Source organism: Saccharothrix tamanrassetensis (genome assembly GCF_014203665.1).
GTDB lineage: Bacteria > Actinomycetota > Actinomycetes > Mycobacteriales > Pseudonocardiaceae > Actinosynnema > Actinosynnema tamanrassetense.
This window is the reverse complement of the sequence record NZ_JACHJN010000005.1, coordinates 272,267-295,297: the sequence shown is the minus strand read 5'-3', so window position 1 is coordinate 295,297 and position 23,031 is coordinate 272,267. Positions and strand designations below refer to the sequence as shown.

24 protein-coding genes and 1 riboswitch are annotated in these 23,031 nt (G+C 70.4%); of the genes, 11 read left to right on the top strand and 13 right to left on the bottom strand.

What is annotated here, in order from left to right; all coding sequences use genetic code 11:
• Nucleotides 1–2: 2 nt before the first annotated feature.
• Together FHS29_RS17795 and FHS29_RS17790 are read right to left on the bottom strand one after the other, a co-directional pair.
• A complete protein-coding gene (locus FHS29_RS17795; protein WP_184691784.1) occupies nucleotides 3–1,577 on the bottom strand; it encodes an MDR family MFS transporter in 1,575 nt (524 codons plus the stop codon).
• Complete coding sequence (locus FHS29_RS17790; protein WP_184691783.1) at nucleotides 1,574–2,038, bottom strand: MarR family winged helix-turn-helix transcriptional regulator; 465 nt, start codon at nucleotides 2,036–2,038, stop codon at nucleotides 1,574–1,576. The genes FHS29_RS17795 and FHS29_RS17790 overlap by 4 nt, the downstream gene beginning before the upstream one ends.
• A gap of 100 nt (nucleotides 2,039–2,138) precedes the next feature.
• On the opposite strand from FHS29_RS17790, the gene FHS29_RS17785 reads away from it, so the two are divergent.
• Complete coding sequence (locus tag FHS29_RS17785; RefSeq protein WP_246440433.1) at nucleotides 2,139–2,690, top strand: TetR/AcrR family transcriptional regulator; 552 nt, start codon at nucleotides 2,139–2,141, stop codon at nucleotides 2,688–2,690.
• A 92-nt stretch (nucleotides 2,691–2,782) separates the two neighbouring features.
• On the top strand, nucleotides 2,783–4,048 hold the full coding sequence (locus FHS29_RS17780) for a cytochrome P450 (RefSeq protein ID WP_184691781.1): 1,266 nt from the start codon (nucleotides 2,783–2,785) through the stop codon (nucleotides 4,046–4,048).
• Here the strand turns inward: FHS29_RS17780 and FHS29_RS17775 are convergent.
• The 3 genes from FHS29_RS17775 to FHS29_RS17765 all read right to left on the bottom strand — a co-directional run bounded on the left by FHS29_RS17775 (nucleotide 4,045) and on the right by FHS29_RS17765 (nucleotide 7,071).
• Nucleotides 4,045–4,635 carry a TetR/AcrR family transcriptional regulator gene (locus FHS29_RS17775; protein WP_184691780.1) on the bottom strand — a complete coding sequence of 197 codons (591 nt, stop codon included), beginning with the start codon at nucleotides 4,633–4,635 and terminating at the stop codon, nucleotides 4,045–4,047. The genes FHS29_RS17780 and FHS29_RS17775 overlap by 4 nt on opposite strands.
• A 251-nt stretch (nucleotides 4,636–4,886) precedes the next feature.
• A complete protein-coding gene (locus tag FHS29_RS17770) occupies nucleotides 4,887–6,440 on the bottom strand; it encodes an MDR family MFS transporter (protein WP_184691779.1) in 1,554 nt (517 codons plus the stop codon).
• 25 nt (nucleotides 6,441–6,465) lie between these two features.
• Nucleotides 6,466–7,071, bottom strand: coding sequence for a TetR/AcrR family transcriptional regulator (locus tag FHS29_RS17765; protein ID WP_184691778.1), 606 nt, complete (start codon nucleotides 7,069–7,071; stop codon nucleotides 6,466–6,468).
• 128 nt (nucleotides 7,072–7,199) lie between these two features.
• On the opposite strand from FHS29_RS17765, the gene FHS29_RS17760 reads away from it, so the two are divergent.
• On the top strand, nucleotides 7,200–8,021 hold the full coding sequence (locus FHS29_RS17760; RefSeq protein ID WP_184691777.1) for a class I SAM-dependent methyltransferase: 822 nt from the start codon (nucleotides 7,200–7,202) through the stop codon (nucleotides 8,019–8,021).
• Nucleotides 8,022–8,063: 42 nt separating this feature from the next.
• Here the strand turns inward: FHS29_RS17760 and FHS29_RS17755 are convergent, their stop codons facing one another.
• Nucleotides 8,064–8,957, bottom strand: coding sequence for an ankyrin repeat domain-containing protein (locus FHS29_RS17755; RefSeq protein WP_184691776.1), 894 nt, complete (start codon nucleotides 8,955–8,957; stop codon nucleotides 8,064–8,066).
• A gap of 130 nt (nucleotides 8,958–9,087) precedes the next feature.
• Here FHS29_RS17755 and FHS29_RS17750 point away from each other — a divergent pair, with 130 nt between their 5' ends.
• On the top strand, nucleotides 9,088–9,366 hold the full coding sequence (locus tag FHS29_RS17750) for an isoamylase early set domain-containing protein (RefSeq protein ID WP_184691775.1): 279 nt from the start codon (nucleotides 9,088–9,090) through the stop codon (nucleotides 9,364–9,366).
• 61 nt (nucleotides 9,367–9,427) lie between these two features.
• Here the strand turns inward: FHS29_RS17750 and FHS29_RS17745 are convergent, their stop codons facing one another.
• Nucleotides 9,428–10,810 carry a carotenoid oxygenase family protein gene (locus FHS29_RS17745; RefSeq protein WP_184691774.1) on the bottom strand — a complete coding sequence of 461 codons (1,383 nt, stop codon included), beginning with the start codon at nucleotides 10,808–10,810 and terminating at the stop codon, nucleotides 9,428–9,430.
• Between the two features lie 207 nt (nucleotides 10,811–11,017).
• Between FHS29_RS17745 and pip the strand changes: the two genes are divergently transcribed.
• The gene (gene pip, locus FHS29_RS17740) at nucleotides 11,018–11,956 is read left to right on the top strand and encodes a prolyl aminopeptidase (protein ID WP_246440431.1); all 939 of its coding nucleotides are present in this window, start codon (nucleotides 11,018–11,020) and stop codon (nucleotides 11,954–11,956) included.
• Nucleotides 11,957–12,136: 180 nt separating this feature from the next.
• Here pip and glyA read toward each other — a convergent pair whose 3' ends face one another.
• Together glyA and FHS29_RS17730 are read right to left on the bottom strand one after the other, a co-directional pair.
• Nucleotides 12,137–13,393 carry a serine hydroxymethyltransferase gene (glyA, locus tag FHS29_RS17735; protein WP_184691773.1) on the bottom strand — a complete coding sequence of 419 codons (1,257 nt, stop codon included), beginning with the start codon at nucleotides 13,391–13,393 and terminating at the stop codon, nucleotides 12,137–12,139.
• Nucleotides 13,394–13,409: 16 nt separating this feature from the next.
• Nucleotides 13,410–13,496, bottom strand: a riboswitch (ZMP/ZTP riboswitch).
• Between the two features lie 72 nt (nucleotides 13,497–13,568).
• Nucleotides 13,569–14,840 (bottom strand): hypothetical protein, encoded by a 1,272-nt coding sequence (locus FHS29_RS17730; protein WP_184691772.1) that lies wholly within the window; start codon nucleotides 14,838–14,840, stop codon nucleotides 13,569–13,571.
• A gap of 239 nt (nucleotides 14,841–15,079) precedes the next feature.
• On the opposite strand from FHS29_RS17730, the gene FHS29_RS17725 reads away from it, so the two are divergent.
• The 3 genes from FHS29_RS17725 (at nucleotide 15,080) to FHS29_RS17715 (ending at nucleotide 17,814) form a co-directional block, all read left to right on the top strand.
• Nucleotides 15,080–15,823 carry a class I SAM-dependent methyltransferase gene (locus FHS29_RS17725; RefSeq protein ID WP_246440430.1) on the top strand — a complete coding sequence of 248 codons (744 nt, stop codon included), beginning with the start codon at nucleotides 15,080–15,082 and terminating at the stop codon, nucleotides 15,821–15,823.
• Nucleotides 15,824–15,991: 168 nt separating this feature from the next.
• Nucleotides 15,992–16,411 (top strand): hypothetical protein, encoded by a 420-nt coding sequence (locus FHS29_RS17720; protein ID WP_184691770.1) that lies wholly within the window; start codon nucleotides 15,992–15,994, stop codon nucleotides 16,409–16,411.
• The gene (locus FHS29_RS17715) at nucleotides 16,408–17,814 is read left to right on the top strand and encodes a vWA domain-containing protein (protein WP_184691769.1); all 1,407 of its coding nucleotides are present in this window, start codon (nucleotides 16,408–16,410) and stop codon (nucleotides 17,812–17,814) included. Before FHS29_RS17720 ends, FHS29_RS17715 begins: the two co-directional genes overlap by 4 nt.
• Before the next feature lie 92 nt (nucleotides 17,815–17,906).
• Here the strand turns inward: FHS29_RS17715 and FHS29_RS38490 are convergent, their stop codons facing one another.
• A complete protein-coding gene (locus tag FHS29_RS38490; RefSeq protein ID WP_376774450.1) occupies nucleotides 17,907–17,993 on the bottom strand; it encodes a DUF397 domain-containing protein in 87 nt (28 codons plus the stop codon).
• A 106-nt stretch (nucleotides 17,994–18,099) separates the two neighbouring features.
• On the opposite strand from FHS29_RS38490, the gene FHS29_RS36865 reads away from it, so the two are divergent.
• Nucleotides 18,100–18,279 (top strand): hypothetical protein, encoded by a 180-nt coding sequence (locus tag FHS29_RS36865; RefSeq protein WP_184691767.1) that lies wholly within the window; start codon nucleotides 18,100–18,102, stop codon nucleotides 18,277–18,279.
• Here the strand turns inward: FHS29_RS36865 and FHS29_RS17700 are convergent.
• From FHS29_RS17700 to FHS29_RS17690, 3 genes are read right to left on the bottom strand one after another with little or no spacing between them, the layout of a single operon-like run.
• A complete protein-coding gene (locus tag FHS29_RS17700; protein WP_184691766.1) occupies nucleotides 18,255–18,725 on the bottom strand; it encodes a tetratricopeptide repeat protein in 471 nt (156 codons plus the stop codon). The two genes, FHS29_RS36865 and FHS29_RS17700, sit on opposite strands and share 25 nt — an antisense overlap.
• A 13-nt stretch (nucleotides 18,726–18,738) precedes the next feature.
• Nucleotides 18,739–20,307 carry an acyl-CoA carboxylase subunit beta gene (locus tag FHS29_RS17695; protein ID WP_376774440.1) on the bottom strand — a complete coding sequence of 523 codons (1,569 nt, stop codon included), beginning with the start codon at nucleotides 20,305–20,307 and terminating at the stop codon, nucleotides 18,739–18,741.
• 11 nt (nucleotides 20,308–20,318) lie between these two features.
• Nucleotides 20,319–20,471, bottom strand: coding sequence for a hypothetical protein (locus FHS29_RS17690; protein WP_184691765.1), 153 nt, complete (start codon nucleotides 20,469–20,471; stop codon nucleotides 20,319–20,321).
• An 813-nt stretch (nucleotides 20,472–21,284) separates the two neighbouring features.
• On the opposite strand from FHS29_RS17690, the gene FHS29_RS17685 reads away from it, so the two are divergent.
• Both FHS29_RS17685 and FHS29_RS17680 read left to right on the top strand, forming a co-directional pair.
• Nucleotides 21,285–22,079, top strand: coding sequence for an alpha/beta hydrolase family protein (locus FHS29_RS17685; protein WP_184691764.1), 795 nt, complete (start codon nucleotides 21,285–21,287; stop codon nucleotides 22,077–22,079).
• Between the two features lie 119 nt (nucleotides 22,080–22,198).
• A complete protein-coding gene (locus FHS29_RS17680; protein WP_184691763.1) occupies nucleotides 22,199–23,020 on the top strand; it encodes an SAM-dependent methyltransferase in 822 nt (273 codons plus the stop codon).
• The last annotated feature ends 11 nt before the right edge of the window (nucleotides 23,021–23,031 follow it).

Genomic DNA, 23,031 nt, shown 5'->3' with positions numbered 1-23,031 from the left:
GCTCACACGCCGGTCTTGACCTCGGCCTCGACCTCGGCCAGGTCCAGGCTGGACCGCAGGGTGATCGGCCGCAGCAGCAGAGCCGCGATCACGCCCACCACCCCGATGCCCGCCGAGATCAGGAAGATGTGCCCGGTCGAGTCGCCGTAGGCCGCGCGCACGATGTGCTGCACCCCCTCCGGCAGGGCGGTGAGGTTGAGGCTGCCGCTGCCGCTGCCGCCGCCCGTGCTCGGGTAGCCGGCCGCCGCGAGGCCCTCGGTGATGCGGTCCCGCACGTCCCGGGCCAGCACCGCGCCCAGCACCGACACCCCGATCGTGCCGCCCAGCGAGCGGAAGAACGCGATGGTCGCGCTGGCCGACCCGATGTCCCGCAGCGGCACGGTGTTCTGCACCGCCAGCACCAGGTTCTGCATGCTCATGCCCACGCCGACGCCCACCAGCAACATCGCGCCGCCGACCAGCACCAGCGACGTCTCGTGGTCGATCATGCCCAGCAGCGCGAAGCCCACGACCAGCGTGACCGCGCCCGCCACGATGTAGGGCTTGACCCGCCCGGTGCGGGTGATCAGCCGCCCGCTGACGATCGACGCGCCCAGCACGCCGGCCATCATCGGGATGGTCAGCAACCCGGCTTCGGTCGGCGTGTAGCCCCGCCCGATCTGGAAGTACTGGCCCAGGAACACCGCGCCGCCGAACATCGCCATGCCCACCGCGAGGCTGGCCAGGATCGCCAGCGCCGTCGTCCGCCGCCGCACGACCTCCAGCGGCACCACCGGTTCCGCCGCCCGCGACTCCACGAACACGGCCAGCCCCAGCAGCGCCAGCGAGCCGCCCACCATCGCGCCGCTCTGCCACGACACCCAGGCGAACGAGTCGTCCACGAACGAGACCCAGATGAGCAGCACCGACACGCCGGCGGCGATCAGCGTCGCGCCCAGGTAGTCGATCTTCACGCCCGGCCGCCGCACGCTCCGCACCTTCAGCGTCGCCTGCAGCACGAACAGCGCGAGCACCGCGACCGGCACGCCGATGAAGAAGCACCAGCGCCAGCCCAGCCACGAGGTGTCCACGATCAGGCCGCCGAGCAGCGGGCCGCCGACCGTCGCCACCGCCATCACCGCGCCGAGGTAGCCGTTGTACCGGCCGCGCTCGCGCGGCGGGATCATCGCCGCGATCACCACCTGCACCAGCGCCTGCAGACCGCCCACCCCGATGCCCTGGAACGCGCGGGCGGCGATGAGCTGTTCGGCGTTCTGCGCGAAGCCGCTGATCACCGAGCCGACCGCGAAGATCACGATGGCGACCTGGACCATGGTCTTCTTGTCGAACAGGTCCGCCAGCTTGCCCCAGATGGGCGTGGACGCGGTCGCGGTGAGCAGGGTCGCCGTGACGACCCAGGTGTACTGGGTCTGCGAGCCGTCCAGCGCGCCGATGATCTGCGGCAGCGCGGTGGACACCACGGTGCTGCTGAGCATGGCCACGAACAGCACGAGCAGCAGACCGCTGAGCGCTTCCAGGATCTGCCGGTGGCTCATCGGCGCGGCGCCGGCCGAGCCGGTGGCAGGTGCGGCACTCATCGAGCGGCCTCCAAAGTGGAGCCCAGGGCTCCTTCGACGTCGGTGTTCAGCCGGCCGAGCGCCGAGGTCAACGCCTCGACCTCGCTCGGCGACCAGTTCGCGAGCGCCCGGTTCAGCAGGTCCGCGTACCAGCCCCGCGCCTCGGCGAGAACGGCGTGGCCGGCGGCGGTGACGACCAGCACGCTGGCCCGTCCGTCGTCCGGATCGGCCCGCCGCTCCACCAACCCGTCCGCGACCAGCGCGGCCACCGCCCGGCTGACGGTCGACGGGTCGAGCCCGGTGCGCCGCGCCAGTTCCTTGGCGTGGCAGCCGGCCGCCCGGTCGATCAGCGTGAGCGTGCCGACCAGCCCGGTCGGCACCGGCGGGTACCGGTCGGAGCGCTGGTGGCGCACCATCCGCGCGATCTTCAGCAGCTCGCGCAGCCGCTCTACGAGTTCACCGTGGTACGGGCTGGTGTCCACGTCGACCCCTTCCCCGAGAATGCTTGCTTACTACAAGCATCTATTAAACTTGCCCAACGTGCAAGTTTGCCCAGTGGGAAATCGAGTAACGTGGATCTCGATGGACAACGGGCCGCGCGAGCGCAGGAAGTCGGCCACCCGACTGGCCCTGCACCAGGCCGCCCTGCGGCTGGCGCTGGAGCACGGTCCGGACCGGGTCACCGTCGAGTCGATCGCGGACGCCGCCGACGTCTCCCGCCGGACGTTCTCCAACCACTTCGCGGGCAAGGAAGAGGCGATCTTCTACGGCGACCTGCTGCGCCTGCGCCGACTGCTCGACCTGGTGCGCGAACGCCCGGCGGACGAGCCGCCGCGGACCGCGCTGACCCGGGCCGCCACGGCCCTGCTCGCCGAGAGCGACCGCCTGGACCCGGCGTGGGTGGCGCAACGACGACTGCTGCGCGGGCACCCGAGCCTGATCGCCCACCAGGTCGCCGCCTACGCGGCCGTCGAACGCGAGCTGGCCGCCGAACTCGGTCCGCGCGGGGCCGATGAACTGCGGTCCAAGGTGCTCGCCGCGACGTTCCTGGCCGCCCTGCGTGCGGCCACCCGGCACTGGCTGGAACACCCCGACCGGACGCTCGCGGAGTGGGTCACCGAGGCGTTGTCGTAAAAAAGCTGCACGTTGTGCACATCTTGGTACCGTGGGTTACCAACACCCTGAGCAGCGACCCGGTCACCCGGAGTCGGGAAAAGGATCCACGGATGACCAGCTCCACCGCCTCCGAAGACCGCGCTCCGAGCCAGGACCGGCTGGCCTTACGGCTGCCGGCCGAGTACAACGAACGCACCCCGGGCTGCCCGTTCGACCCGGCGGCGCACCAGGCCGAACTGGGCGCGCAGGGCCCTGTTCACCAGGTCACCATGGGCGACGGCGATCCCGCGTGGCTGGTCACCGGCCACGACGAGGCGCGCGCCGTGCTCGCCGACCCCCGGATGAGCTCCGACCGGTTCCGCAGCCGGCGCGTGCTGGCCAAGCTGCCGCCGGAACTGCGCGCCCGGCTCACCGACGAGTCCGGCCGCGCGGGCAACTTCATCACCATGGACCCGCCCGAGCACACCCGGTACCGCAAGCTGCTCACCGGGCAGTTCACCGTGCGCCGGATGCGGCAGCTGACGCCCCGCGTCCACGAGATCGTCACCCAGCACCTGGACGCGATGATCGCCTCCGGCCGGAGCGCCGACCTGGTGCGGGCGTTCGCCCTGCCGGTGCCGTCCCTGGTGATCTGCGAGCTGCTCGGCGTCGCGTACGAGGACCGCGCCGAGTTCCAGGAACGCTCGTCCACCCTGCTGCGGCTGAACGCGCCGACCGACGAGTTGCTGAAGGCGTCCGACGAGTTGCGGGCGTTCATGCTCGGCCTGGTGCGGGCGAAGCGCGCCGAGCCGACCGACGACCTGCTGTCCGGCCTGATCGAAGCGGCGCCCGAGCTGACCGACGACGAGTTGATCGGCATCTCCCTCCTGCTGCTCATCGCGGGCCACGAGACCACCGCGAACATGCTGGCGCTGGGCACGTTCGCGCTGCTGGAGCACCCGGAGGAGCTGGCGAAGCTGCGCGCCGACCCGTCCCTGGTGGAGGGCGCGGTGGAGGAGCTGCTGCGCTACCTGTCGATCGTGCACCTGGGGCCGATCCGCACCACGCTGGAGGACGTCGAGATCGCGGGCGTGGCGATCCCGGCGGACTCGACCGTGATCATCTCGGTGCCGGTGGCCAACCGCGACCCGCGCAACTACCACCACCCGGACACCCTGGACGTGGCCCGGCCGCGCCCCTCGCACCTGGCGTTCGGGCACGGCGTCCACCAGTGCCTGGGCCAGCAGCTGGCGCGGGTGGAGATGGTGGTGGGCTTCACCGAGCTGCTCAAGCGGCTGCCCGGCCTGAAGCTGGACCTGCCCGCCGCGGAGGTGCCGCTGCGCAGCGACATGCTGGTGTACGGCGTGCACAGCCTGCCGGTGACCTGGGACGCCTAGCGGCCGAAACCGGCGTCCAGCTGCTCGATCATGATCCCGATCAGGTCGGCCAGCGGGCGCCGGTCCCCCGCGTCCAGCCACCAGGTCGCCACCGCGCGCAGGGTGGCCATCACGGTGGCGGCGAACATGTGCGGGTACAGGTCCTCGTCCGGGTCGGTGCCGACCCGCTGGGCGACCACGTTCGCCAGCGCGCGTTCCTGGGCGTGGAAGGCGGCCACCAGGTGCGGCAGCAGCGAGGGCGTCTGACGCAGCACCCGCAACTGCTCGACCTTCGCGTGGTCGATGCGTTCGGGGACGGTCTGGACCAGGGCGCGGTGCAGGGCTTCCAGCACCGGTTCGGTGCCGGGTCGCTCGGCGAACGCGTGGACGAGCGCTTCGGCCGTCGCCACGTCACCCGCGACCACGGCTTCTTCCTTGGACGAGAAGTAGTTGAAGAACGTCCGGAGCGAGACCCCGGCGCAGTGCGCGACCTGCTCGACCGTCACGCCGTCGACGCCGCGCTCGACGCAGAGTCGTAGCGCGGCGTCGGCCAGAGCGGTGCGGGTCGCCAACTTCTTGCGCTCCCGCAGTCCAACAGGTCGCTGCATGCCGAAGATTGTCGCAGTGTTGAATGGCCGCTGCTCGTGTTGGATGGCCGCTGCTTCGCAGGCGGCGGCTTGGTCGCCTGGAAGTCGACAGCTCAAGCCTGATTTCCCGGCGATCGAAGAGCGTGATCACCGGGAAATCAGGCTCGAACTGTCGACGCGACCTGCGCGTCGGCGACTGGAGGCGACCGGAGGGGGTGAGGGGTGGGAGGGGGTGAGGGGCGGGGGTGGTGCTGGTGGTGGAGAGGGGTGGGTTAGGGGGCGCTGGTCATTTCGGCTGCTAGGCGTTCGTCACCGCTTTGGGTCTTGAGCGGCTTCTCCTTGATGAACAGGACGGCCAGCAGGGCGAGCACCGCGATCGGCGCGCCGATCAGGAACAGCTCGGCGGTGGCGGTCGCGTAGATGTCCTGGACGATCCGCCGCGCCTCCAGCGGCAGCTTCGACAGGTCGGGCACGGTGCCCGAGTCGCCGCCGGGCGCCGGGCCGAACTTCTCCGCCGCCAGACCGGTCACCCGGTTGGCCAGCACCGCGCCCAGCACGCTCACGCCGACCGCGCCGCCGAGCGAGCGGAAGAACGTCAGCGTGGACGTGGTCGCGCCGAGGTCCTTGGCGGGCACGTCGTTCTGCGCCACCAGCACCAGGTTCTGCATCAGCATCCCGACGCCGACACCCAGCACGGCCATGTGCACCGACACCAGGAACACGCTGGTGCCCGCGTCGATGGTGGCCAGCAGCAGCATGCCGCCGACCATCACCACGCCACCCGCGACCAGGAACACCTTCCAGCGGCCCCACTTGGTGATCAGCTGCCCGGCCACCGTGGAGGACACCAGCAGGCCGAAGATCAGCGGCAGGCTCATCAGGCCGGCCTGCGTGGGCGTCTTGCCCAGGCCGATCTGGAAGTACTGCGACAGGAACACCGTGCCGCCGAACATCGCGACGCCGACCAGCGCGCTGGCCAGGGTGGTGAGCGCGACGGTGCGGTTGGTGAAGATCGACAGCGGCACGATCGGGTCCGCCGCCCGCGCCTCCACCCAGACCGCGAGCGCCAGCAGCACGACGCCGCCGCCCACCATCAGCGCGCTCCAGCCGGACATCCACTCGAACTGGTTGCCCGCCAGCGTCGTCCACACCAGCAGCGTCGACACCCCGGCCACGATCAGCGCCGCGCCCAGGTAGTCGATCTTGACCTCCTTGCGCACCACCGGCAGGTGCAGGGTGCGCTGGAGCAGGGCGATCGCGGCCAGGGTGAACGGCACGCCGATGAAGAAGCACCAGCGCCAGCCCAGCCAGGACGTGTCCACGATGACGCCGCCGATCAGCGGACCGGCGACGGTGCCGACACCGAACACCGCGCCGAACAGGCCGGCGTACTTGCCCATGTCGCGCGGCGGGATCATGGCCGCCATCACGATGGTGGCCAGCGCCGTCATGCCGCCCGCGCCCAGGCCCTGCACGACCCGGCTGGCGATCAGCACCTCCACGTTCGGCGAGAACCCGGCGATCAGCGAGCCCACCACGAACATGCCCAGCGACAGCTGGATGAGCAGCTTGCGGCTGTAGAGGTCGGCGAGCTTGCCCCACAGCGGCACGGTCGCGGTCATCGCGAGCAGCTCGGTGGTGACCACCCAGGTGTAGACGGACTGGGAGCCGTTCAGGTCGGCGATGATGCGCGGGAGCGCGTTCGACACGATCGTCGAGGCCAGGATGGCCATGAACATGCCCAGCATCAGCCCGGACATGGCTTGCACGACGTCCCGGCGGGCAGTGCTCCCCGCGGTCGGCTCGGTTGTCGTTTCGACGGACATCGTTCCCCCCTTCGGTGTGGTTCGGTTACGTGTTCGGCGGATTCGCCAGGCCGGCCGAGAGCAGGTCCAGGGCGTCTGCGAGCAGGGTTGCCAGCGGGCGCGGGTCGTCCGGGTCGAACCACCGCGTGAACGCCACCCGGCAGGCCGCTCCCGCAGCGGCGGCGAGCAGCATCGGGTACAGGTCCGTGGCGTCCAGTCCGACGCGTTCCGCGATGCCCGCGACGAGGTGCCGCTCGGCCTCCTCGCCGCCCGCGAACAGCCGGGCGAGCAGCACCGGGTGCTGCTGCACGACACGCATCCGGAGCAACCACAGGTCCCGCTCGTCGGTGGGCACCTCGGCGACCTCGGCGAGCAGCGCGGCCTTCACCGCGTCGACCGCGGTCGACCCGACGGGCTGTTCCACGACCCTTCGCCCGACCCGCGGCCCCACCTCGGGATCGGGACCGGCGACGGCTTCCTCCTTGCCCGCGAAGTAGTTGAAGAACGTGCGCGGGGAGACCCCGGCGGCGGTGCTGATGTCTTCGACGGTGACGTGGTCGAGGCCGCGTTCGGCGGCGAGGGTGAGGGCGGCCCGGCTGAGCGCGGCTCGGGTCTGTCGCTTCTTCCGGTCGCGCAGACCTTCGCCGTTCACTCGAACAGGGTACGAATAAAAGTGCACGCACTGCAAGTTTGCAAACTATGCAGCTTTTGTGATCCGCCTCTCCCCGGTACCGGATAACCGGGTGCGCCGCGTGCCGGGCCGTCGCTACCGTCGCGCCCATGACCGACGGGGACTGGCTGCGCCTCAACCGGGAGAACTGGGACGACCGGACCACCGTCCACGCGACCAGCGAGTTCTACGACCTGCCGGGCTTCCGCGCGGGCCGGTCGACGCTCCGGCCGTTCGAGCCGGACGAGGTCGGCGACGTGACCGACAAGCGCCTGGTGCACCTCCAGTGCCACATGGGCCAGGACACCCTGTCGTGGGCACGCCTCGGCGCCCGGGTGACCGGCCTGGACTTCTCCGCCGCCGCGATCGAGACCGCCCGCACCCTCGCCGCCGAGACCGGGTTGGCCGGCCGGTTCGTGGTGTCGGACGTCTACGACGCGCGGACGGCGCTGGGCGGTGAGCGCTTCGACATCGTCTACACCGGCTTCGGGGCGCTGGTGTGGCTGCCGGACCTGCGGCGGTGGGCCGAGGTGTTGTCGTCCCTGTTGGCAGACGGCGGGTTCCTGTACCTGGCGGAGTTCCACCCGTTCGGCGATGTGCTCGGTGACGACGGCCGGACGGTGGCCTACGACTACTTCGCGTCCGATGGCGCGACCTACGACGACCCGGTCACCTACACCGACGGGCCCGCGCTCACCAAGACCCGGTCCGTGCAGTGGCAGCACCCGCTCGGGGAGGTCGTGACCGCGCTGGTGCGAGCCGGGTTGCGCATCGACTTCCTGCACGAGCGCGACCTGACGCTGTTCCAGGTCTTCCGGAACCTGCGCCGCACCGAGGCGGGGGAATACCGCTTCCCGGACGGCCTGCCCCGCGTGCCACTGACCTACACGATCAGGGCGACCAAGCCCCGGTCCGTCGACGGTGGGCCGTAACGGGCTCGTCGGGAGTCGCGAACCCCATCGGGCACTGACGTGTCAGGGCAGCAGTGCGTCGATCCGCGGGTCACCGGTCGGCTTGGTGTGGCCGGTCGGCGCGCCTGCCGCGACCAGCAGCGCCACCGTGCCCGGGTAGTCGCCGTCATCCGTGCGGTTGTTGGAGGATCCCCAGATCGCACAGTCCAACGGTGTCGGCTCGTGCTCGTCGAACGCCGTGTCCGCCAGGTCCGCCCCGCGCTCCACCAGCAGCCGGACCGTGTCGAGTCGACCGTTCATCGCAGCCTGGTCCAACGGCGTGAAGTCGCTCCACCCTCGCGTGTCCACGGCCATCCCGTTGTCCAGCAGGGCTTTCACCACGTCCGTGCGCCCCAGGGCGGCGAACTGGCCGAGGATCCAGCCGTAGTCGTCACCGTCCGGCGTCCCCCGGACGGGTGACACCGCCCGCGGCAGAGTCGTGGACTCGCCTCGTGCCACCGCGAGCACCGCCGCGTCCACGTCGTCCAGTTCGGCGACCGCGCCGCGTTCCGCCAGGAGTTCGTAGGCCGCGAGGTGTCCGCAGCGGGCGGCCAGCGCCAGTGGGCGACGCCCGGCGTCCCACCGGTCCCACGGCCGGTTCACGTCCGCGCCGGCGTCGAGCAGCATGGTCAGGATCCGCACGCCTCGCCCGCGTCCGATGGCGTGGTGCAGGCAGTAGTGGTCGTTCACGTCGATACCCCGGTCCAGGAACCAACGCAGACCGGCCGCGTCCTCGAAGTCCAGCTTCCGGTTGACCATCCGCTCGAAGCCGGGGGCGTAGAGCGCATCCAGGAACGCCGGATCCCCCCGTTCGCAGGCGTGGTAGAACACGTCCTCGTCGGTGACCGCGCCCTCCGCGAGCTGCCGGCGCACCTCCGCCAGGTCACCGTCTGCCACCGCCGCGAGCAAAGTCGACACCGCAGTACCTCCCCCGAGTCCGGTCCGACGATGGTATGTCACCCGTACGCGTGACCGTCCACTTGGAACCGCGCAGTGGCGACGGAACGCTAGGCTGCGCACGGGCAAGATCGCCTCGCGAGGGAGAACGATGGTCCGCAGCACGCCCCTGTTCGGCCCGAAGCGCCGGGTCACCTTCTCGCTCCCGGTGGACACCCCGGAGGGCCCGGTGAGCGTCGTCGGCTCGTTCAACGACTGGACGCCCGGTATCCACGAACTGGTCCCCCGCCGCGACGGCACCCGCACGGTCACCGTCATCCTGCCACCCGGCACCCACCGCTTCCGCTACCTGGCCTCCGGCGGCCACTGGTTCGACGACCTGGACGCCCAGCGGGTCGACGGCGACAGCGCCATCACCATCGCCGGCTGACCACCGCGAGGTGCCCGGTCGGCGACCGGGCACGCGCGGTGTGTCCGGTCGGCGCGACCGGCTAGCGCGAGCTGAACTGCCCGTGGAACCCGAACGGGATCGCGTGCGGCACCTCGGCGCGGGCCAGTTCGGTGAACGTCGACGCGTCCAGCACCACCAGGCACGACCGCCCGGCCCCGGCGTCCAGCACGACCGACAGCACCACCCCGTCGTCCTCGGCCCGCGCGTCCGGTGCCGCGACGAACACCGGCTCGCCGGGGTACCGACCGGGCTCGTGCCACACCGAGGTCCGTCCACTGTGGACGTCGACCTTCACCAGCTGGTTGAAGAAGTCGTGCCGGGAGCCGCCGTGCGCGCCGACCCCGTACGCGTACCGGTAGGCACGGCCGTTGTGCGGACCGTAGGAGATGCGCGGCAGCTCCAACGCCTCCCCCGCCAGCCGGCGCGAGTCCACCCCGTCCGGACCGACCTCGTACCGCGTGGGGAACGGCAGCGGCAGCTCCGCGTCGCCCCGGACCTCGTCCAGGTACAGCGCGTCGACCACCGAGGCGTCGGGGTAGGAGCAGATGTCCACCACCACCCGGTCGCCGTCGTCGAAAGCGTTGACGTGGTGGAACGCGAAGAACGCGTCCGTCCGCCGGTCGGCCACGATCGACCCGTCCTCCTGGGAGAACACCACGAACCGCGTGCCCAGCTCCGGCCGCCACCGGTAGTTCTCGATGAAAGGCTTGCCCCGCAACAACAACGCCAGCGGGTTGACCACCAGCGGGAACACCACCAGCACCACGTGCCGTTCGGTGACGGCGAAGCTGTGCACGTATCCCGGGCGATCGACGGGCAGGGCGGCGAGCAGTTCACGGACGCCGGCACGCTGCCGGTAGACCTGGTAGACGCTGCGGCGACCGAACTTCAGCAGGTAGTTGACCAGGTCGCCGGTCCGCGGCGCGACGTGCGGGTGCGCGGTGGTGACCTGGCCGGTCAGCGCACCGTCCGGCACGGACAGGCCGACCGTGGCCAAGGTCTCGGCGTCGAACTCGACGGCGATCGGCGTCTCGGTGAGCGCCAGGTCCTCGTCGCCGCCGAGCAGCACGTTCACGTTGGCGTTCGCGTTGGCGACCACCCGCGATCGGGTGAAGAAGCGGTCGAAGATCGAGCGACACGGGTCGGTGGCGAACTCCCGGAACGCGATCCGCCCGTCGTCGCGCACCGACCTCATGGCGGGCGTGTCCAGGAAGCGGTTGCGGTAGCCGACCGCGCCGTCGGCGATGCGGAAGCGGTGCAGCATCGCCTGACCGTCGAACCAGTGCCGGAACGGACGACCGGCGGTCTCGAACTTCGCGGGGCCGTTGCGCACCAGCGTGCCCGACAACCAGCGCGGCAGCTCTCCGCGCACCTCCAGTTCGGCGACCACCTCGTGTTCCAAGCTGGTGAACCCGACTCGCACGACACCACCCCCAAGGTTGGAAACAGTGTTATAGAACACCGTTACCAAACCTGGCGTCAAGCCCCTCCATGCTGTGGATCAGACCGAGGGCACCTCCGTGTCGTCATCGAGCGCTCACGTGCCCGAGCGTGCCGGAACCCCGCGCCGATGCCACGAGGCGACCCCTCGGCTAATGTGACAGCACTGTTGCATTTCCCGTGAAGTCTGATGGGGGCACGGATGTACCCGGAGATCGAGCCGTACGACCACGGCATGCTCGACGTAGGCGACGGGCACCACGTGTACTGGGAGGTGTGCGGCAACCCCGACGGGAAACCCGCCGTGGTGCTGCACGGCGGACCTGGCTCCGGGTGCAACACCAACATGCGCCGCTACTTCGACCCGGAGGCGTACCGGGTCGTGCTGTTCGACCAACGGGGTTGCGGGCGCAGCACGCCGCACGCCGGAGCGCCCGTGGTCGACCTGTCCGCGAACACCACCGACCACCTCATCGCGGACATGGAACTGCTGCGCACCGAGCTGGACATCGACCGGTGGCTGGTGTTCGCCGCGTCCTGGGGCTCGGTGCTCGGCCTGACCTACGCCGTCCGGCACCCGGAGCGGGTGTCGGCGATGGTGCACGCGGGCGTCGGCATCGGGTTGCGGGAGGAGATCGACCTGCTGTCGCGCGGGCTGGGGGCGATGTTCCCGGAGGCGTTCGCCCGGTTCACCTCCGTGGTGGCGGACCCGGACGGCGACCTGCCGACCGAGTACCTGGAGCTGCTGCTCGACCCGGACCCGGCGGTGCACCTGAAGGCGGCCGACGAGTGGTGCGCGTGGGAGAACGCGATGCTTCCGCTGACGCCCGCCAACGCCCGCTTCGACCCGCCGGAGTACCGGCTGGCGTTCGCCCGGATGGTCTGCCACTACTGGTCGCACAGCTGCTGGCTGCCCGACGGGTACGTGCTGTCCAACGCGTCCCGGCTGGCCGGCATCCCCGGCGTGATCGTGCAGGGCGAACTGGACCTCGGGAACCTGGTCGGCTCGCCGTGGCGGCTGGCGCACGCCTGGCCGGACGCGGAACTGGTGATGATCCGCGACACGGCGCACGGCGGCAGTGCGGACATGTCGGCGGCCAGGGTCGCCGCCACCGACCGGTTCCGGTGACGCCGTGGCGGACGGCTGGAGCCGCACGGGCCGGACCGACGACGATCAACGCGCCGCCGACGGGCTGGACCGGCCCGGCCGGGGCGGGGCGGGAGTGATCCGGCGCCGGTCCGGGTGTCGCGGCGTGGACCGGGCGCGATCGGCGTTCGGTCCACGCCGCGACATCGAGCACGCGGCGCGCTAGGCCCAGCCGGGCATCGGGTAGCCGGCCATCAGTTCCGCCACCTCGGCGGCGATGCGGTCCAGCAGCGGTTCGTCGCCGGCCGCCTGCACGGCCGCGTCGATCCACGCGGCCAGTTGCGGCATCTGGTCCGGGCCCAGGCCCCGGGTGGTGATGGCGGCGGTGCCGAGGCGCAGGCCCGAGGGGTCGAACGGCTTGCGCGGGTCGAACGGCACGGTGTTGTAGTTCGCCTCGATGCCCGCCCGGTCCAGGGCCTTCGCCGCGGGCTTGCCGGCGATGGCCTTGCCGGTCAGGTCGACCAGGATCAGGTGGTTGTCGGTGCCGCCGGACACCAGGTCGAAGCCGCGTTGGGCCAAGGCCGCCGCCAACGCCCGGGCGTTGGCCACGACGTCGTGCGCGTAGGTCCGGAAGGACGGGGCCGCGGCCTCGCCCAGGGCCACCGCGATGGCGGCGGTCGTGTGGTTGTGCGGACCGCCCTGCAGGCCGGGGAAGACCGCCTTGTCGACGGCCTTGGCGTGGTCGGCGTCCGACAGGATCATCGCGCCGCGTGGTCCGCGCAGGGTCTTGTGCGTCGTGGTGGTGATCACCTGGGCGTGCCCGACCGGCGACGGGTGCGCGCCGCCCGCGATCAGGCCGGCGATGTGCGCGATGTCGGCCACCAGGACCGCGCCCACCTCCTCGGCGATGGCGGCGAACGCCGGGAAGTCGATGGTGCGCGGGATGGCCGTGCCGCCGCAGAAGATCACCTTCGGGCGTTCCCGCAGGGCCAGGTCGCGGGCCTCGTCCAGGTCCACGCGGCCGGTCTCCTTGCGCACGCCGTACTGCACGCTGCGGAACCACTTGCCGGTGGCGGACACGCTCCAGCCGTGGGTGAGGTGGCCGCCCGAGGGCAGCGCCATGCCCATGACGGTGTCGCCGGGCTCCAGGAAGGCCAGGTACACGGCGAGGTTCGCCGGCGAGCCGGAGTAGGGCTGCACGTTGGCGTGGTCGACGCCGAACAGGCTCTTGGCGCGGTCCACGGCCAGCGCCTCCACCGGGTCGACCACCTGCTGGCCCTCGTAGTAGCGGCGGCCGGGGTAGCCCTCGGAGTACTTGTTGGTCAGCACGGTGCCGGTGGCCTCCAGCACGGCCTGCGACACGTAGTTCTCGGACGCGATGAGCCGGATCTTCTCGAACTGCCGGCGGGCCTCGGCTTCCACCAGCCGGGCGATCTCCGGATCGGTGGCGGACAGCGCGGGAACAGCGGGTCGGTGCACGACAGCCTCCAGGGCGCCGTGGCACCCAGGCGCGCGGTGCGAGCCGGCTCGTCGCTCCCCGGTGGTCGGTCCCACCCTCGTCACGCCAGTCGCGAACGCCGCCAGCTTAACCGATGGGCGGGGCAGAGCGGGCACGACGCAGCGTCGATCGAAGCCGGGAGCGGGTCACAGACGCCTACGGGCGCACGCAGCTCGGCGAACCTTGTGGATCAGCAGGCCTGCAGATCAGTTTGCTGTCACTCTGGCTCCTGCTGACATACCGGCCCACGCACAGGTTTTCGTCGCTCATCCCCCGGTTCGAGCAGAAGGCGAGAGCTTCATGGCCGTCCTTGAAGTCCTCGCCGTCGTAGAACACGAACCAATATCCGGGGTTGAGCGAGCCGTAGTCGGAACTTCGCAGCCGGCTGATTCTTGCGCCGACTTTCTGTTCGAGGGTTGCGACGACATCGTTCAGCTGCCCTTCGGTCACAGCCGACTCGGGATAAGATCCGAGCTGGGCCACCCACTTGCCGGTGCCAGGGGGCACCGGTGGAACGCTGTTCGGAGCGTCCGCGGATGAAGTGCCGGGGGCGGAGTCCCTCGTGAAGCCCATCTCCTTGAGCCTGGCAAGCAGAGTGTCGATGGACTTCGAGTGGTCTCCGGGCGCTTCGATCGCCTCTTCGAGCACCCCGATGTTCCTCTGGACGCACTCGGCCGGGTTCGCCCCTTGCCGTAGACCTCTGTTCACCACGCCGATGACCCGGTCGACGGCGTCGAAGTCCATCAGGGTGAACTCGTCGGTCTTGAGCGTCCGGTTGTCGGTGGTGACGAGTTCGACCGACGCCGAGATGAGCCAGGGCCACCCGGCCTCGCCCATGTACTCCTCACCGATGGTGACGGCGAGTCGATCGTTCGCTTGACCGGCGACTTCGAAGTCGATCTTCTTGGGTGGCAGCTGCAGCGGGAACGTCCTCCGGTCGATGTCACCGGGCAGGACGAAGTCGTACCGGACGGAGGTGATCGCCCCACCGGCCCCGTGGCAACCTTCCGGCCGGCGCGCCTTCGACACCGCTACACGAACCTCCTTGACGAGTTCCGCCTGTTCGCCCTTGTTGTGGAGGATGATCTTCGCCGCGGCGGCGTTGAACTTCCCCGTTCCGGTGACTTCGTCGGTATTGCTCGGCGAACGGGTCTCTTCGGTCAACTCGACGGTCGAAGTCACGTCGACGCGTACGATCGACAGTTCCGCGTTCTGGGCGGCGCGGTTCGCATCTTCAGCGAGATATGCGGAGTGGAATGTCGGCCAGATCGGAATGGCGGCCAAGGCGAGGCCGGTGACGGTGCCGATCGCGACGCCGTACCGGCGCAGGAAGGATTTTCCGTTCGGCCGCTCGGCAACGGTTCCCGCTTCATCAGCGACAGTGCCCACCCGACGAGAATTTGGCTTCTTCGACTTGCGCGCTGACACCGCTGAGCTCCACTGGGCCGATTGTCCGCTGATTATCCGCTGAATTTCGAAATAAGACCGAAGTAGCCGTGACCGGCATATCGCCCGCTGGACATGCCACGTTACCTCGCCGGGATCGGCCGGCACACCGTGTAGGGGCACACCCGCGGCGGCCTGGAGGTGTCGCTGGTCCGGCGCGGGCGACCGGGGCCGAGATGATCTCCTGGCGTCCCGGTCGATCACTCGGCACCATGGGAAACATGCCTGCCACTCCCGAGAGTTCTGCCGGAGCCGCCGACGTGGCCGTGGAAAACGACTACGACGGCTTCGCGGAGGCGTACGCGGCCGAGAACGAGACCAGCCTCATCAACGCCTACTACGCCCGGCCCGCGATCCTGGACCTGGCCGGGGATGTGGCCGGGCGCCGGATTCTCGACGCCGGCTGCGGCGCCGGCCCCCTGTCCGCGGCGCTGCGCGACCGGGGCGCCATCGTGGCCGGCTTCGACCGCAGCACGAAGATGGTCGAGCTGGCCCGGCAGCGGCTCGGCGACGACGCGGATCTGCGGGTCGCCGACATCGCCGGTCCGCTGCCGTATCCCGACGCCGCGTTCGACGACGTCGTCGCGGCCCTGGTGCTGCACTACCTGGAGGACTGGACCGCACCGCTGGCCGAGTTGCGGCGCGTGCTGAAGCCCGGTGGCCGGCTGATCGTGGTCGTCAACCACCCCGTCATCCTCAAGATGGAGCAGCGCGAAGCCGACTACTTCGCGATCAGCAAGTGGTCGAGCGAGTACACCTTCAACGGCCAGAAGGCCGTGCTCACCTACTGGCACCGGCCGCTGCACGCGATGACCGACGCCTTCACCGCAGCAGGTTTCCGCACCGCCGTCATCAGCGAACCGCACCCGGCGCCGGAAGCCCGCGAACTCTTCTCCGACGAACTCGCGCGGTTTCCCTCCGGGGCCTTCCTGAGCTTCCTGTTCTTCGTCCTGGAGGCCGTCTGACCGCTGCGCGGCGCGGCTGAAGCCGCCGAGTGGTCCGCATAATTACGCAAAGAGCAACCTTTGCATTCACCCACACGGTGACTCTCTCGCCGCCGGTGATACGAAGCGACGTCCGCCGACGACTTCCCGATCGACCGGGTCCACACCGGTGAACGGAGCGGAGATCGGATGGAGTTGCTGACCGCCATCGCGCTGGGTGCGGCAGGCGGAGCTCTGGTCGAGGCAATCACGGTATTCGCACAGGTAGACGCGTGGCAGGAAGCCCGCAGGCAGCAGCGGGCGCGGCGCGGGGGAAGGCTTCCGTCGTTCGGCAGGTTCGTCGACCTGCCCGCGAGGCTGGCCGCGGGCATCACCAGACTCGTTCTCGGAGCCGCCGCCGGGGCGGTGTTCCACGACCAGCTCGCCGGAATCGCGGCGGCCATCGCCGTCGGCGCCTCGGCGCCGGCGGTGCTCCAGCAATTGGGTTCGTTCCAGTCCGCCCGACAGGCGGTCCAGCAGAGCCGGGCCGAGCCCGCCGCCAACGGGGCGGCCACCCCGAGGATGGCGGCGCCACAGCCCGTCGCGGACGGGCCGGAGGCGACCCGGTGACTCCCCACCCCTCGTTCGCCGCCCGCTACTGGGCCGCGCTGACCGGCAGCCATCCCCCCGGGCGGCGCGTCGCCGGACCCACCGATCGCCGTTTCGGCCGCCGCTTCCTCGCGGCGCTGACCGGCGTACCCGCACCGGGCCTGGTGCCCGCCGACGAACGGGATGGGGCGTACACGCTCGAACCGATACCTGTCAGGCTGTTCGTACCGCCGGGGAGGTCGTCCGCGTCGGTGACGGTCTTCGAAACTCCGTTCAAGGGGCCGATCGTCACCGTGGGACGCTCTCCCGCTCGTTGGAGCCGTTGGCTGCCCACCACGGTGTTGAGCGTGCTGGCAGCCGTCGCCGCCGCGGTCATCCCGATCGGTTACCTCAGCGACGATTCGGGGGCTGGTTCCCACCTGGGCGTTGTGGTCAAGCCCGCGGAGATCGTGGTGCTGATCGACGAGTCGGGCAGCGTCGTACCGGACGACCTGGCCCGTGAACGGGAGGCCGCCGCGCTGATCGCGGCCTCCGAGCTGTCCCCGGACTCCACTGTCACGGTGCTCGGCTTCGCCAGTGACGACACGGGCACCGGTTCCGCGGTGGACGTGGTCTGTCCCCGGATGAAGTCGTCCGGTGCGGCCGAACGCGAGCAGTTCGCAGGGTGCATCCAGAAGCCGCGGGCCTGGCCCCCCGGCGAGGGCGTCGGGGGCGACCACGCCCAGGCGCTGGCCCATGCCGTCGCCCAGTTCGGACCCGCCACCACGGACACCGGGCCGAGGCTGGTCTTCCTGCTCACCGATGGGAGGCTCGACGTGATCGACAGTCCCGAGTACGGGGCGACCGCGCCCCCGGACGTCCGGACCCGGACCGCCATGGGCCGGCTGAAGGAAACCCTCGCCGTCGCACGGGACAAGCACGTCCAGATCTGGCCCATCGGCTTCGGCACCGCGGATCGCGGCGAGCTCGACGAGTACGCCGCGGGCGGGTACCGGACGACGTGCCGGGGTCCGGCCCCGGAAGCGCATATGGCGGGCGGTTCCGGTGAACTCCCCAGGGCGGTGGTGTCGACCCTGGCGACCAGCCGGTGTACCGGGTCGGGGCAGGTGCGGAGCGTCCCGCTCGTGGGTCGGGACGAGGTGCAACTGCCCGTCACGGTGCCGGCCCACGCCGTCGCGGTGTCGATCATCGTGCTCAAAGGCGACAGTGTGGTGGCCGCGAAGTACTTCGACCCGTCGAGTGCGGAGGTGACGAAAGCGGGGCCGGGCGCAAGCGGGGCCGTCAGCACTCAGTTCGGTGCGGTCGAAGTGCTCCGCCTGACCACTCCGAAACCCGGCGTCTGGCACGTGCGGCTGACTCCACCGGTGGATGTGGGAAAATGGGAGGTGAGCGCGAGTGTGGCGTGGGCTACCGCGATCGAGTAAACGCGCATCCGTTGTAACCGGGTGATTGCTCGAAGCCAGTCACGCAGCGGCCCACCGACCACTCCTCCGGTCGGTGGGCCGTTGCGCGTCCGCTAGCTCTTGAGAGAGGTCAGGAAGGCCTGGAACGCGGAGGCACCGAACGCCAACGCGCGCGACTCCCGACTCTTGGTGTCCCGCACCGCCGCCCGTGCACCGGTCAGCGAGGTAGTCCGCCGAGGTGAGCCCTTCCACGTAGACGATGCCGGGCCGGTCGGCGACCAGCGTGAGGATCGTGAACGAGACACCGTGCGACGTGTGCGCGCCCGCCTCGAACGGGGTGGCCTGAACACGAACGACGCAGTGTTGAGCTTCGAAGAGTTCGTGGCGGAGATGGTGGCCGAGGACGCACCCCGGCTGCTCAGCCGGCCGCCCGACGTCAGTGCCAGGCTGGTGTGGGTCGATCAGTCCAGCAGCGCACGCGCGTAGTTGCCCAAGGAACGCTGGTAGCGCGGCAGGTGCGGGGCCAACGCGCCCAAAGCGATGGACGCGGCCTCGCGTTCACGGCCGACGTCCACCAGCGCCAGAGCCAGGAACGCCCGCACGGCGTCGTCCAAGTGGTCCGACCCGGCGTCCTGCTCCGCCGCCAACAACTCGACCGCGATCTCCGGTTGCCCCAGGTTGCGCAGCGAACTGGCCATCTGGATCACGGCGCGGCGGCGGCGTTCGCCGGTCAGACCCAGGTCCAACGCTTCCCGGTACAACGGGACGGCCTGGTCGGAGTGGCCGGTGGAGTCGAACGCCGCCGCCTGCTCGAACTTGCCGACCGCCTCCGGCGCCCCGGCGACAGCCGAGGTCACCAGGGCGCGGAAGTCCTCCTCGGACAGATCGTCCAGTCGTGCCCACGCTTCGGTGATCCGCTGCTCCCAATCCATGCGGAGCAGCAAATCACAACGGGACGTTGCCGTGCTTCCTGGCGGGCGTGCGGCGGCGCTTGTCGCGGAGCATCGCGAGACCCCGGGACACCGCCGAACGGGTCTGCGCCGGGTCGATCACGTCGTCCACCAGGCCTCGTTCGGCGGCGTAGTAGGGGTGCATGAGGTCGTCCGCGTACTGGGCGATGAGCACCGCCCGCAGCTCAGCCGGGTCGGTGGCGGCGGCCAGTTCCTTGCGGTGCACGACGTTCACCGCCGCTTCCGCGCCCATGACGGCGATCTCGTTGGTGGGCCAGGCGAGGGACAGGTCGCAGCCGATCGAACGCGAGTCCATGACGATGTACGCACCGCCGTACGCCTTGCGCAGGATCACCTGGATCCGGGGCACCGACGCCTCGCAGTACGCGTACAGCAGCTTCGCGCCGTGCCGGATCGCCCCGCCGTACTCCTGTTCGGTGCCCGGCAGGAAACCGGGCACGTCGACCAGCGTCACCAGCGGGATGTTGAAGGCGTCGCAGAACCGGACGAAGCGGGCCGCCTTCTGGGACGCGGACGTGTCCAGGACGCCCGCCAGCACCAACGGCTGGTTGCCGACGATGCCGACGACTTCGCCGTTGATCCGGGCCAGCGCGCACACCACGTTGCCCGCCCAACCTTCGTGGACCTCCAGGAACTCCCCGTCGTCCACCAGTTCCGCGATCACGGCCCGGATGTCGTAGGGCCGGTTCGGCTCCACCGGCACGATGTCGGCCAGCGAGGGCCGCAGGTCGTCGCCCGGACCGCACTCACAGGACGGCGGCGACTCCAGGTTGTTGCCGGGCAGCAGGGACAACAGGTAGCGCACGTCGGCGAGGCAGGTCTCCTCGTCGTCGTGCACGAACGACGCCACGCCCGACCTGCCGCCGTGCACGTCCGCCCCGCCGAGTTGGTCGTGGGTGACCCGTTCGCCGGACACGGCCTGCACGACATCGGGGCCGGTCAGGTACATCTGGGCGGTCTCGCGGACCATGAACGTGAAGTCCGCCAGCGCCGGCGAGTACGCCGCACCGCCCGCGCACGGGCCGAGCACCACGCTGATCTGCGGGATGATGCCCGAGGCCGCCACCTGGCGGCGGAAGATGCCGCCGTAGCCGTCCAGGGCCATCACACCTTCCTGGATGCGCGCCCCGCCGCTGTCGTTGAGCGCGATGATCGGCGCCCCGGTGTCCATGGCCATGTCCATCACCTTGTGGATCTTGGCCGCGTGCGCCGCGCCGAGCGAGCCGCCCGAGATGGTGAAGTCCTGCGCGTAGACGAACACCCGCCGCCCGTCGACCGTGCCCGAACCGGCCACCACGCCGTCCGTGGACGCGCCCGTCGTGCCCTTCCGGTACATGTCCACCTCGACGAACGACCCCTCGTCCAGCAACAGCTCCAGGCGTTCCCGCGCGGTCCGCTTGCCCAGGCGGTGCTGGCGTTCCACGGCCGTCTGGTTGCCCAGCGCGATGCGGCTGGTCAGCTCGTCACGGCGGTCCCGCAGCGCGCGCATGGTGCGGCGCGGCGGACGCGGCGGCTCGGGCCGTGCCGCGGGACGGAGGTCCATCTCGGAAATGCTCATCGTCGCCCTTCGCTCATGTCGACCCGCCCGCAGGCCCCGTCGAACCGCGCGAGGGTGGAGCGCACCTCGGTCGGGGACACCTCGGCAGGCCGGGAGGCCGGACCCGTCGCCGGCCCGCTCCGGCCGGGCAGGTCGATCCGGGCGGTCATGGTCGAGCCCTCGCTCCCTGCGGGCTCGCACTGCCCGCGTTTCACGCTATCGCCCCGTCCCGACGTACCTCTCACCGTGGAATAACCGCACGCCCATCGTCGGGTCCGACCCTATTTTTCTTCCATGCCCGAACCCGACGACCAACCTCGAACACCCCATGAGCGGTCGCCCAACCCACCCACGCCCAACGCCACCCCGTAGCCGCCCAAAAGCCGCGCGCAGCGCACACCCCTTCTCTGCTGTGTGTCATCCCCGTACGGCCTGCGCGCAGCGAACCACGCTTATCCGGGGAATGCAAGCACGCTTTTCGCTTGCATTCCCCGGATAAGCGTGGTTGTCTTCAGGCCAGGCCGTACGGGGATGACACACAGCACCACGCCCGCAAAGCTCGAAGAGCTTTGCCCTCATCCTTGGCGGTCTGCCCGTCCGGCGAGGACGCTCTTCTTCTTTTCTTTTCAGCGCGATCTGTCAGTGACTTGATTTAGATCGCCTTCAACCCTCAGACTAAAAACCAAGAGAAACGCTCGCCGCTGGGCAGACCTCCGGGGAGGAAGAACAAAGAAAGAGCGGTCGTGTTCTCCCCGTATGGCCTGTCAAAGACGACCACCCTTGTCCTGGGGGCGCAAGCGAAGAGCGTGCTTGCACCCCCAGGACAAGCGCGGTAGCCCTCCGGGCAGGCCATACGGGGAGAACACGAGGCGACGGGTCTGTGCGGGCGTGCACGGCTTGGGTCGGGAGGGCGGTTCGTCGCGTTGATTCCGCCGGTGGCGTAATCGATTTCCGGCACACGACCGCAGACCTACCGTGGCCACATGCACCCACCGATCACGGGCACGGCCGCCGGCGTGCCGTTCACCGCACTGCCGCCTGCCGGTGAGGGCCCCGCGCCACTGGTCGTCAGCTGGCACATGTTGGACGCGCCGAGGTCGGACGCGGCGTTCGCTGCCGCGTTGCCGATGAACGACCTTCCCGCGTGGCGAGTGCACCTCGGGATGCCGATGTGCGGGGCGCGCATGGTCGACGGCAGCACGGACGCGGTCCTGGAGCTGGTGCGCAAAGACCCCCTGATGTCCTTCCTGTACCCGTTCGTCCGACAGGCGACCGAAGAATTCCCGGCCGCACTGGCGGCGATCCGTGCACAACTGCCGGTCGATGACGGACCGATCGGAGTGCTCGGCGGCTCGCTGGGCGGGGCCGTCGCGCTGCGGATCCTCGCCGACACCGAGACTCCGGTCTTCGCCGGTGCGGTCGTCAACGCCGCCATCCGGATGCGGTCCGTGGTCGACCTGTTCCCGGGCGACTACCCGTACGACACCGAGTCCGAGAAGGCCGTCGACAGCCTGGACTTCGTCACGGAAGCGGGCACCATCGCCGGTCGCGCGCCGCTGCTGGTGGTCAGCGGCGAACTGGATCACCCGGCGCTGCGTGCCGACGCGTTCGACCTCGTCGAAGCGCTGGGAGAACGGTCCGAGCTGCTGTCGATCCCCGGGTTGGCGCATCCGCTCGCGGAGGAGCCCGGCATCGAGCCCGCGCCCCAGCTACCCCTGGCCCGAGAGGTGGACGCGGGCCTGACCGCGTGGTTCCGACGCCACCTCACCGGACCGTGACCGGGGTGCACGCCGGCCACCGGAGCGGGGAGCCGGCCCTTCCGGGAGCCCGTCGGGGGTGCGCCGCTTAGGCTCGGGATCCCTGGAACCAGGCTCCGTCCCCCGGAAGGCCCAATACCGTGTCCTCCTCCTCGTTCGAGCCCCGCAGCGACGTCGACCTCAGCGTGCCGTCGGCCGCCCGCGCCTACGACTACTTCCTCGACGGCGCCCACAACTTCGCGGTCGACCGCGCGTTCGCCGACCAGGTCCTGCGGATCGCGCCCTCGGTGCCGGCCGTCGCCAAGCTCAACCGGTCGTTCCTGCGCCGGGTGGTGAAGTTCTGCCTCGACCAGGGCATCCGCCAGTTCCTCGACCTCGGCTCGGGCATCCCGACCGTCGGCAACGTGCACGAGATCGCCCAGCAGGTCGACCCGGCCGCCCGCGTGGTGTACGTGGACTACGAGCCGGTGGCCTACGCCCACGCGCGGCAACTGCTCGCGGGCAACCCGTTCGCGAGCATCGTCCAGGCCGACATCCGCAACCCCGACACCATCCTCGACCACCCCGAGACCCGCCGGCTGATCGACTTCTCCCAGCCGGTCGCCCTGCTGATGGTCGGGGTCCTGCTGTTCATCTCCGACGACGACGGACCGAGGGAGCTGGTCGCGACCTACCGGCGGCGGCTGGCGCCGGGCAGCTTCCTCGCGATCTCGCACATCGCCAGCGAACAGGCCGGCCCCGCGCTGCAGGCCGAGGTGGCGCGCCTGGTGGAGGCCTACGCCGCCGCCGACGAGCACGTCTACGTCCGCACCCACCGGGACATCCTCGGCTGGTTCGACGACGGGATGACCCTGGTCGAACCGGGGCTGGTGTGCCTGCCGGACTGGCGCCCCGACGACCACCTGGAGCAGCAGAGCGCGGCACGCCCGCTCGGGTACGGCGGCGTCGGCCGGGTGGACTAGACCCGGCGGCG

What these genes read in the sequence shown, in the direction of transcription:
- FHS29_RS17795 (WP_184691784.1), bottom strand. Translation starts at nt 1,577, where the DNA reads ATGAGTGCCGCACCTGCCACCGGCTCGGCCGGCGCCGCGCCGATGAGC.
- FHS29_RS17785 (WP_246440433.1), top strand. Translation starts at nt 2,139, where the DNA reads ATGGACAACGGGCCGCGCGAGCGCAGGAAGTCGGCCACCCGACTGGCC.
- FHS29_RS17780 (WP_184691781.1), top strand. Translation starts at nt 2,783, where the DNA reads ATGACCAGCTCCACCGCCTCCGAAGACCGCGCTCCGAGCCAGGACCGG.
- FHS29_RS17775 (WP_184691780.1), bottom strand. Translation starts at nt 4,635, where the DNA reads ATGCAGCGACCTGTTGGACTGCGGGAGCGCAAGAAGTTGGCGACCCGC.
- FHS29_RS17770 (WP_184691779.1), bottom strand. Translation starts at nt 6,440, where the DNA reads ATGTCCGTCGAAACGACAACCGAGCCGACCGCGGGGAGCACTGCCCGC.
- FHS29_RS17760 (WP_184691777.1), top strand. Translation starts at nt 7,200, where the DNA reads ATGACCGACGGGGACTGGCTGCGCCTCAACCGGGAGAACTGGGACGAC.
- FHS29_RS17750 (WP_184691775.1), top strand. Translation starts at nt 9,088, where the DNA reads ATGGTCCGCAGCACGCCCCTGTTCGGCCCGAAGCGCCGGGTCACCTTC.
- pip (WP_246440431.1), top strand. Translation starts at nt 11,018, where the DNA reads ATGGGGGCACGGATGTACCCGGAGATCGAGCCGTACGACCACGGCATG.
- FHS29_RS17725 (WP_246440430.1), top strand. Translation starts at nt 15,080, where the DNA reads ATGCCTGCCACTCCCGAGAGTTCTGCCGGAGCCGCCGACGTGGCCGTG.
- FHS29_RS17720 (WP_184691770.1), top strand. Translation starts at nt 15,992, where the DNA reads ATGGAGTTGCTGACCGCCATCGCGCTGGGTGCGGCAGGCGGAGCTCTG.
- FHS29_RS17700 (WP_184691766.1), bottom strand. Translation starts at nt 18,725, where the DNA reads ATGGATTGGGAGCAGCGGATCACCGAAGCGTGGGCACGACTGGACGAT.
- FHS29_RS17695 (WP_376774440.1), bottom strand. Translation starts at nt 20,307, where the DNA reads ATGGACCTCCGTCCCGCGGCACGGCCCGAGCCGCCGCGTCCGCCGCGC.
- FHS29_RS17690 (WP_184691765.1), bottom strand. Translation starts at nt 20,471, where the DNA reads ATGACCGCCCGGATCGACCTGCCCGGCCGGAGCGGGCCGGCGACGGGT.
- FHS29_RS17685 (WP_184691764.1), top strand. Translation starts at nt 21,285, where the DNA reads ATGCACCCACCGATCACGGGCACGGCCGCCGGCGTGCCGTTCACCGCA.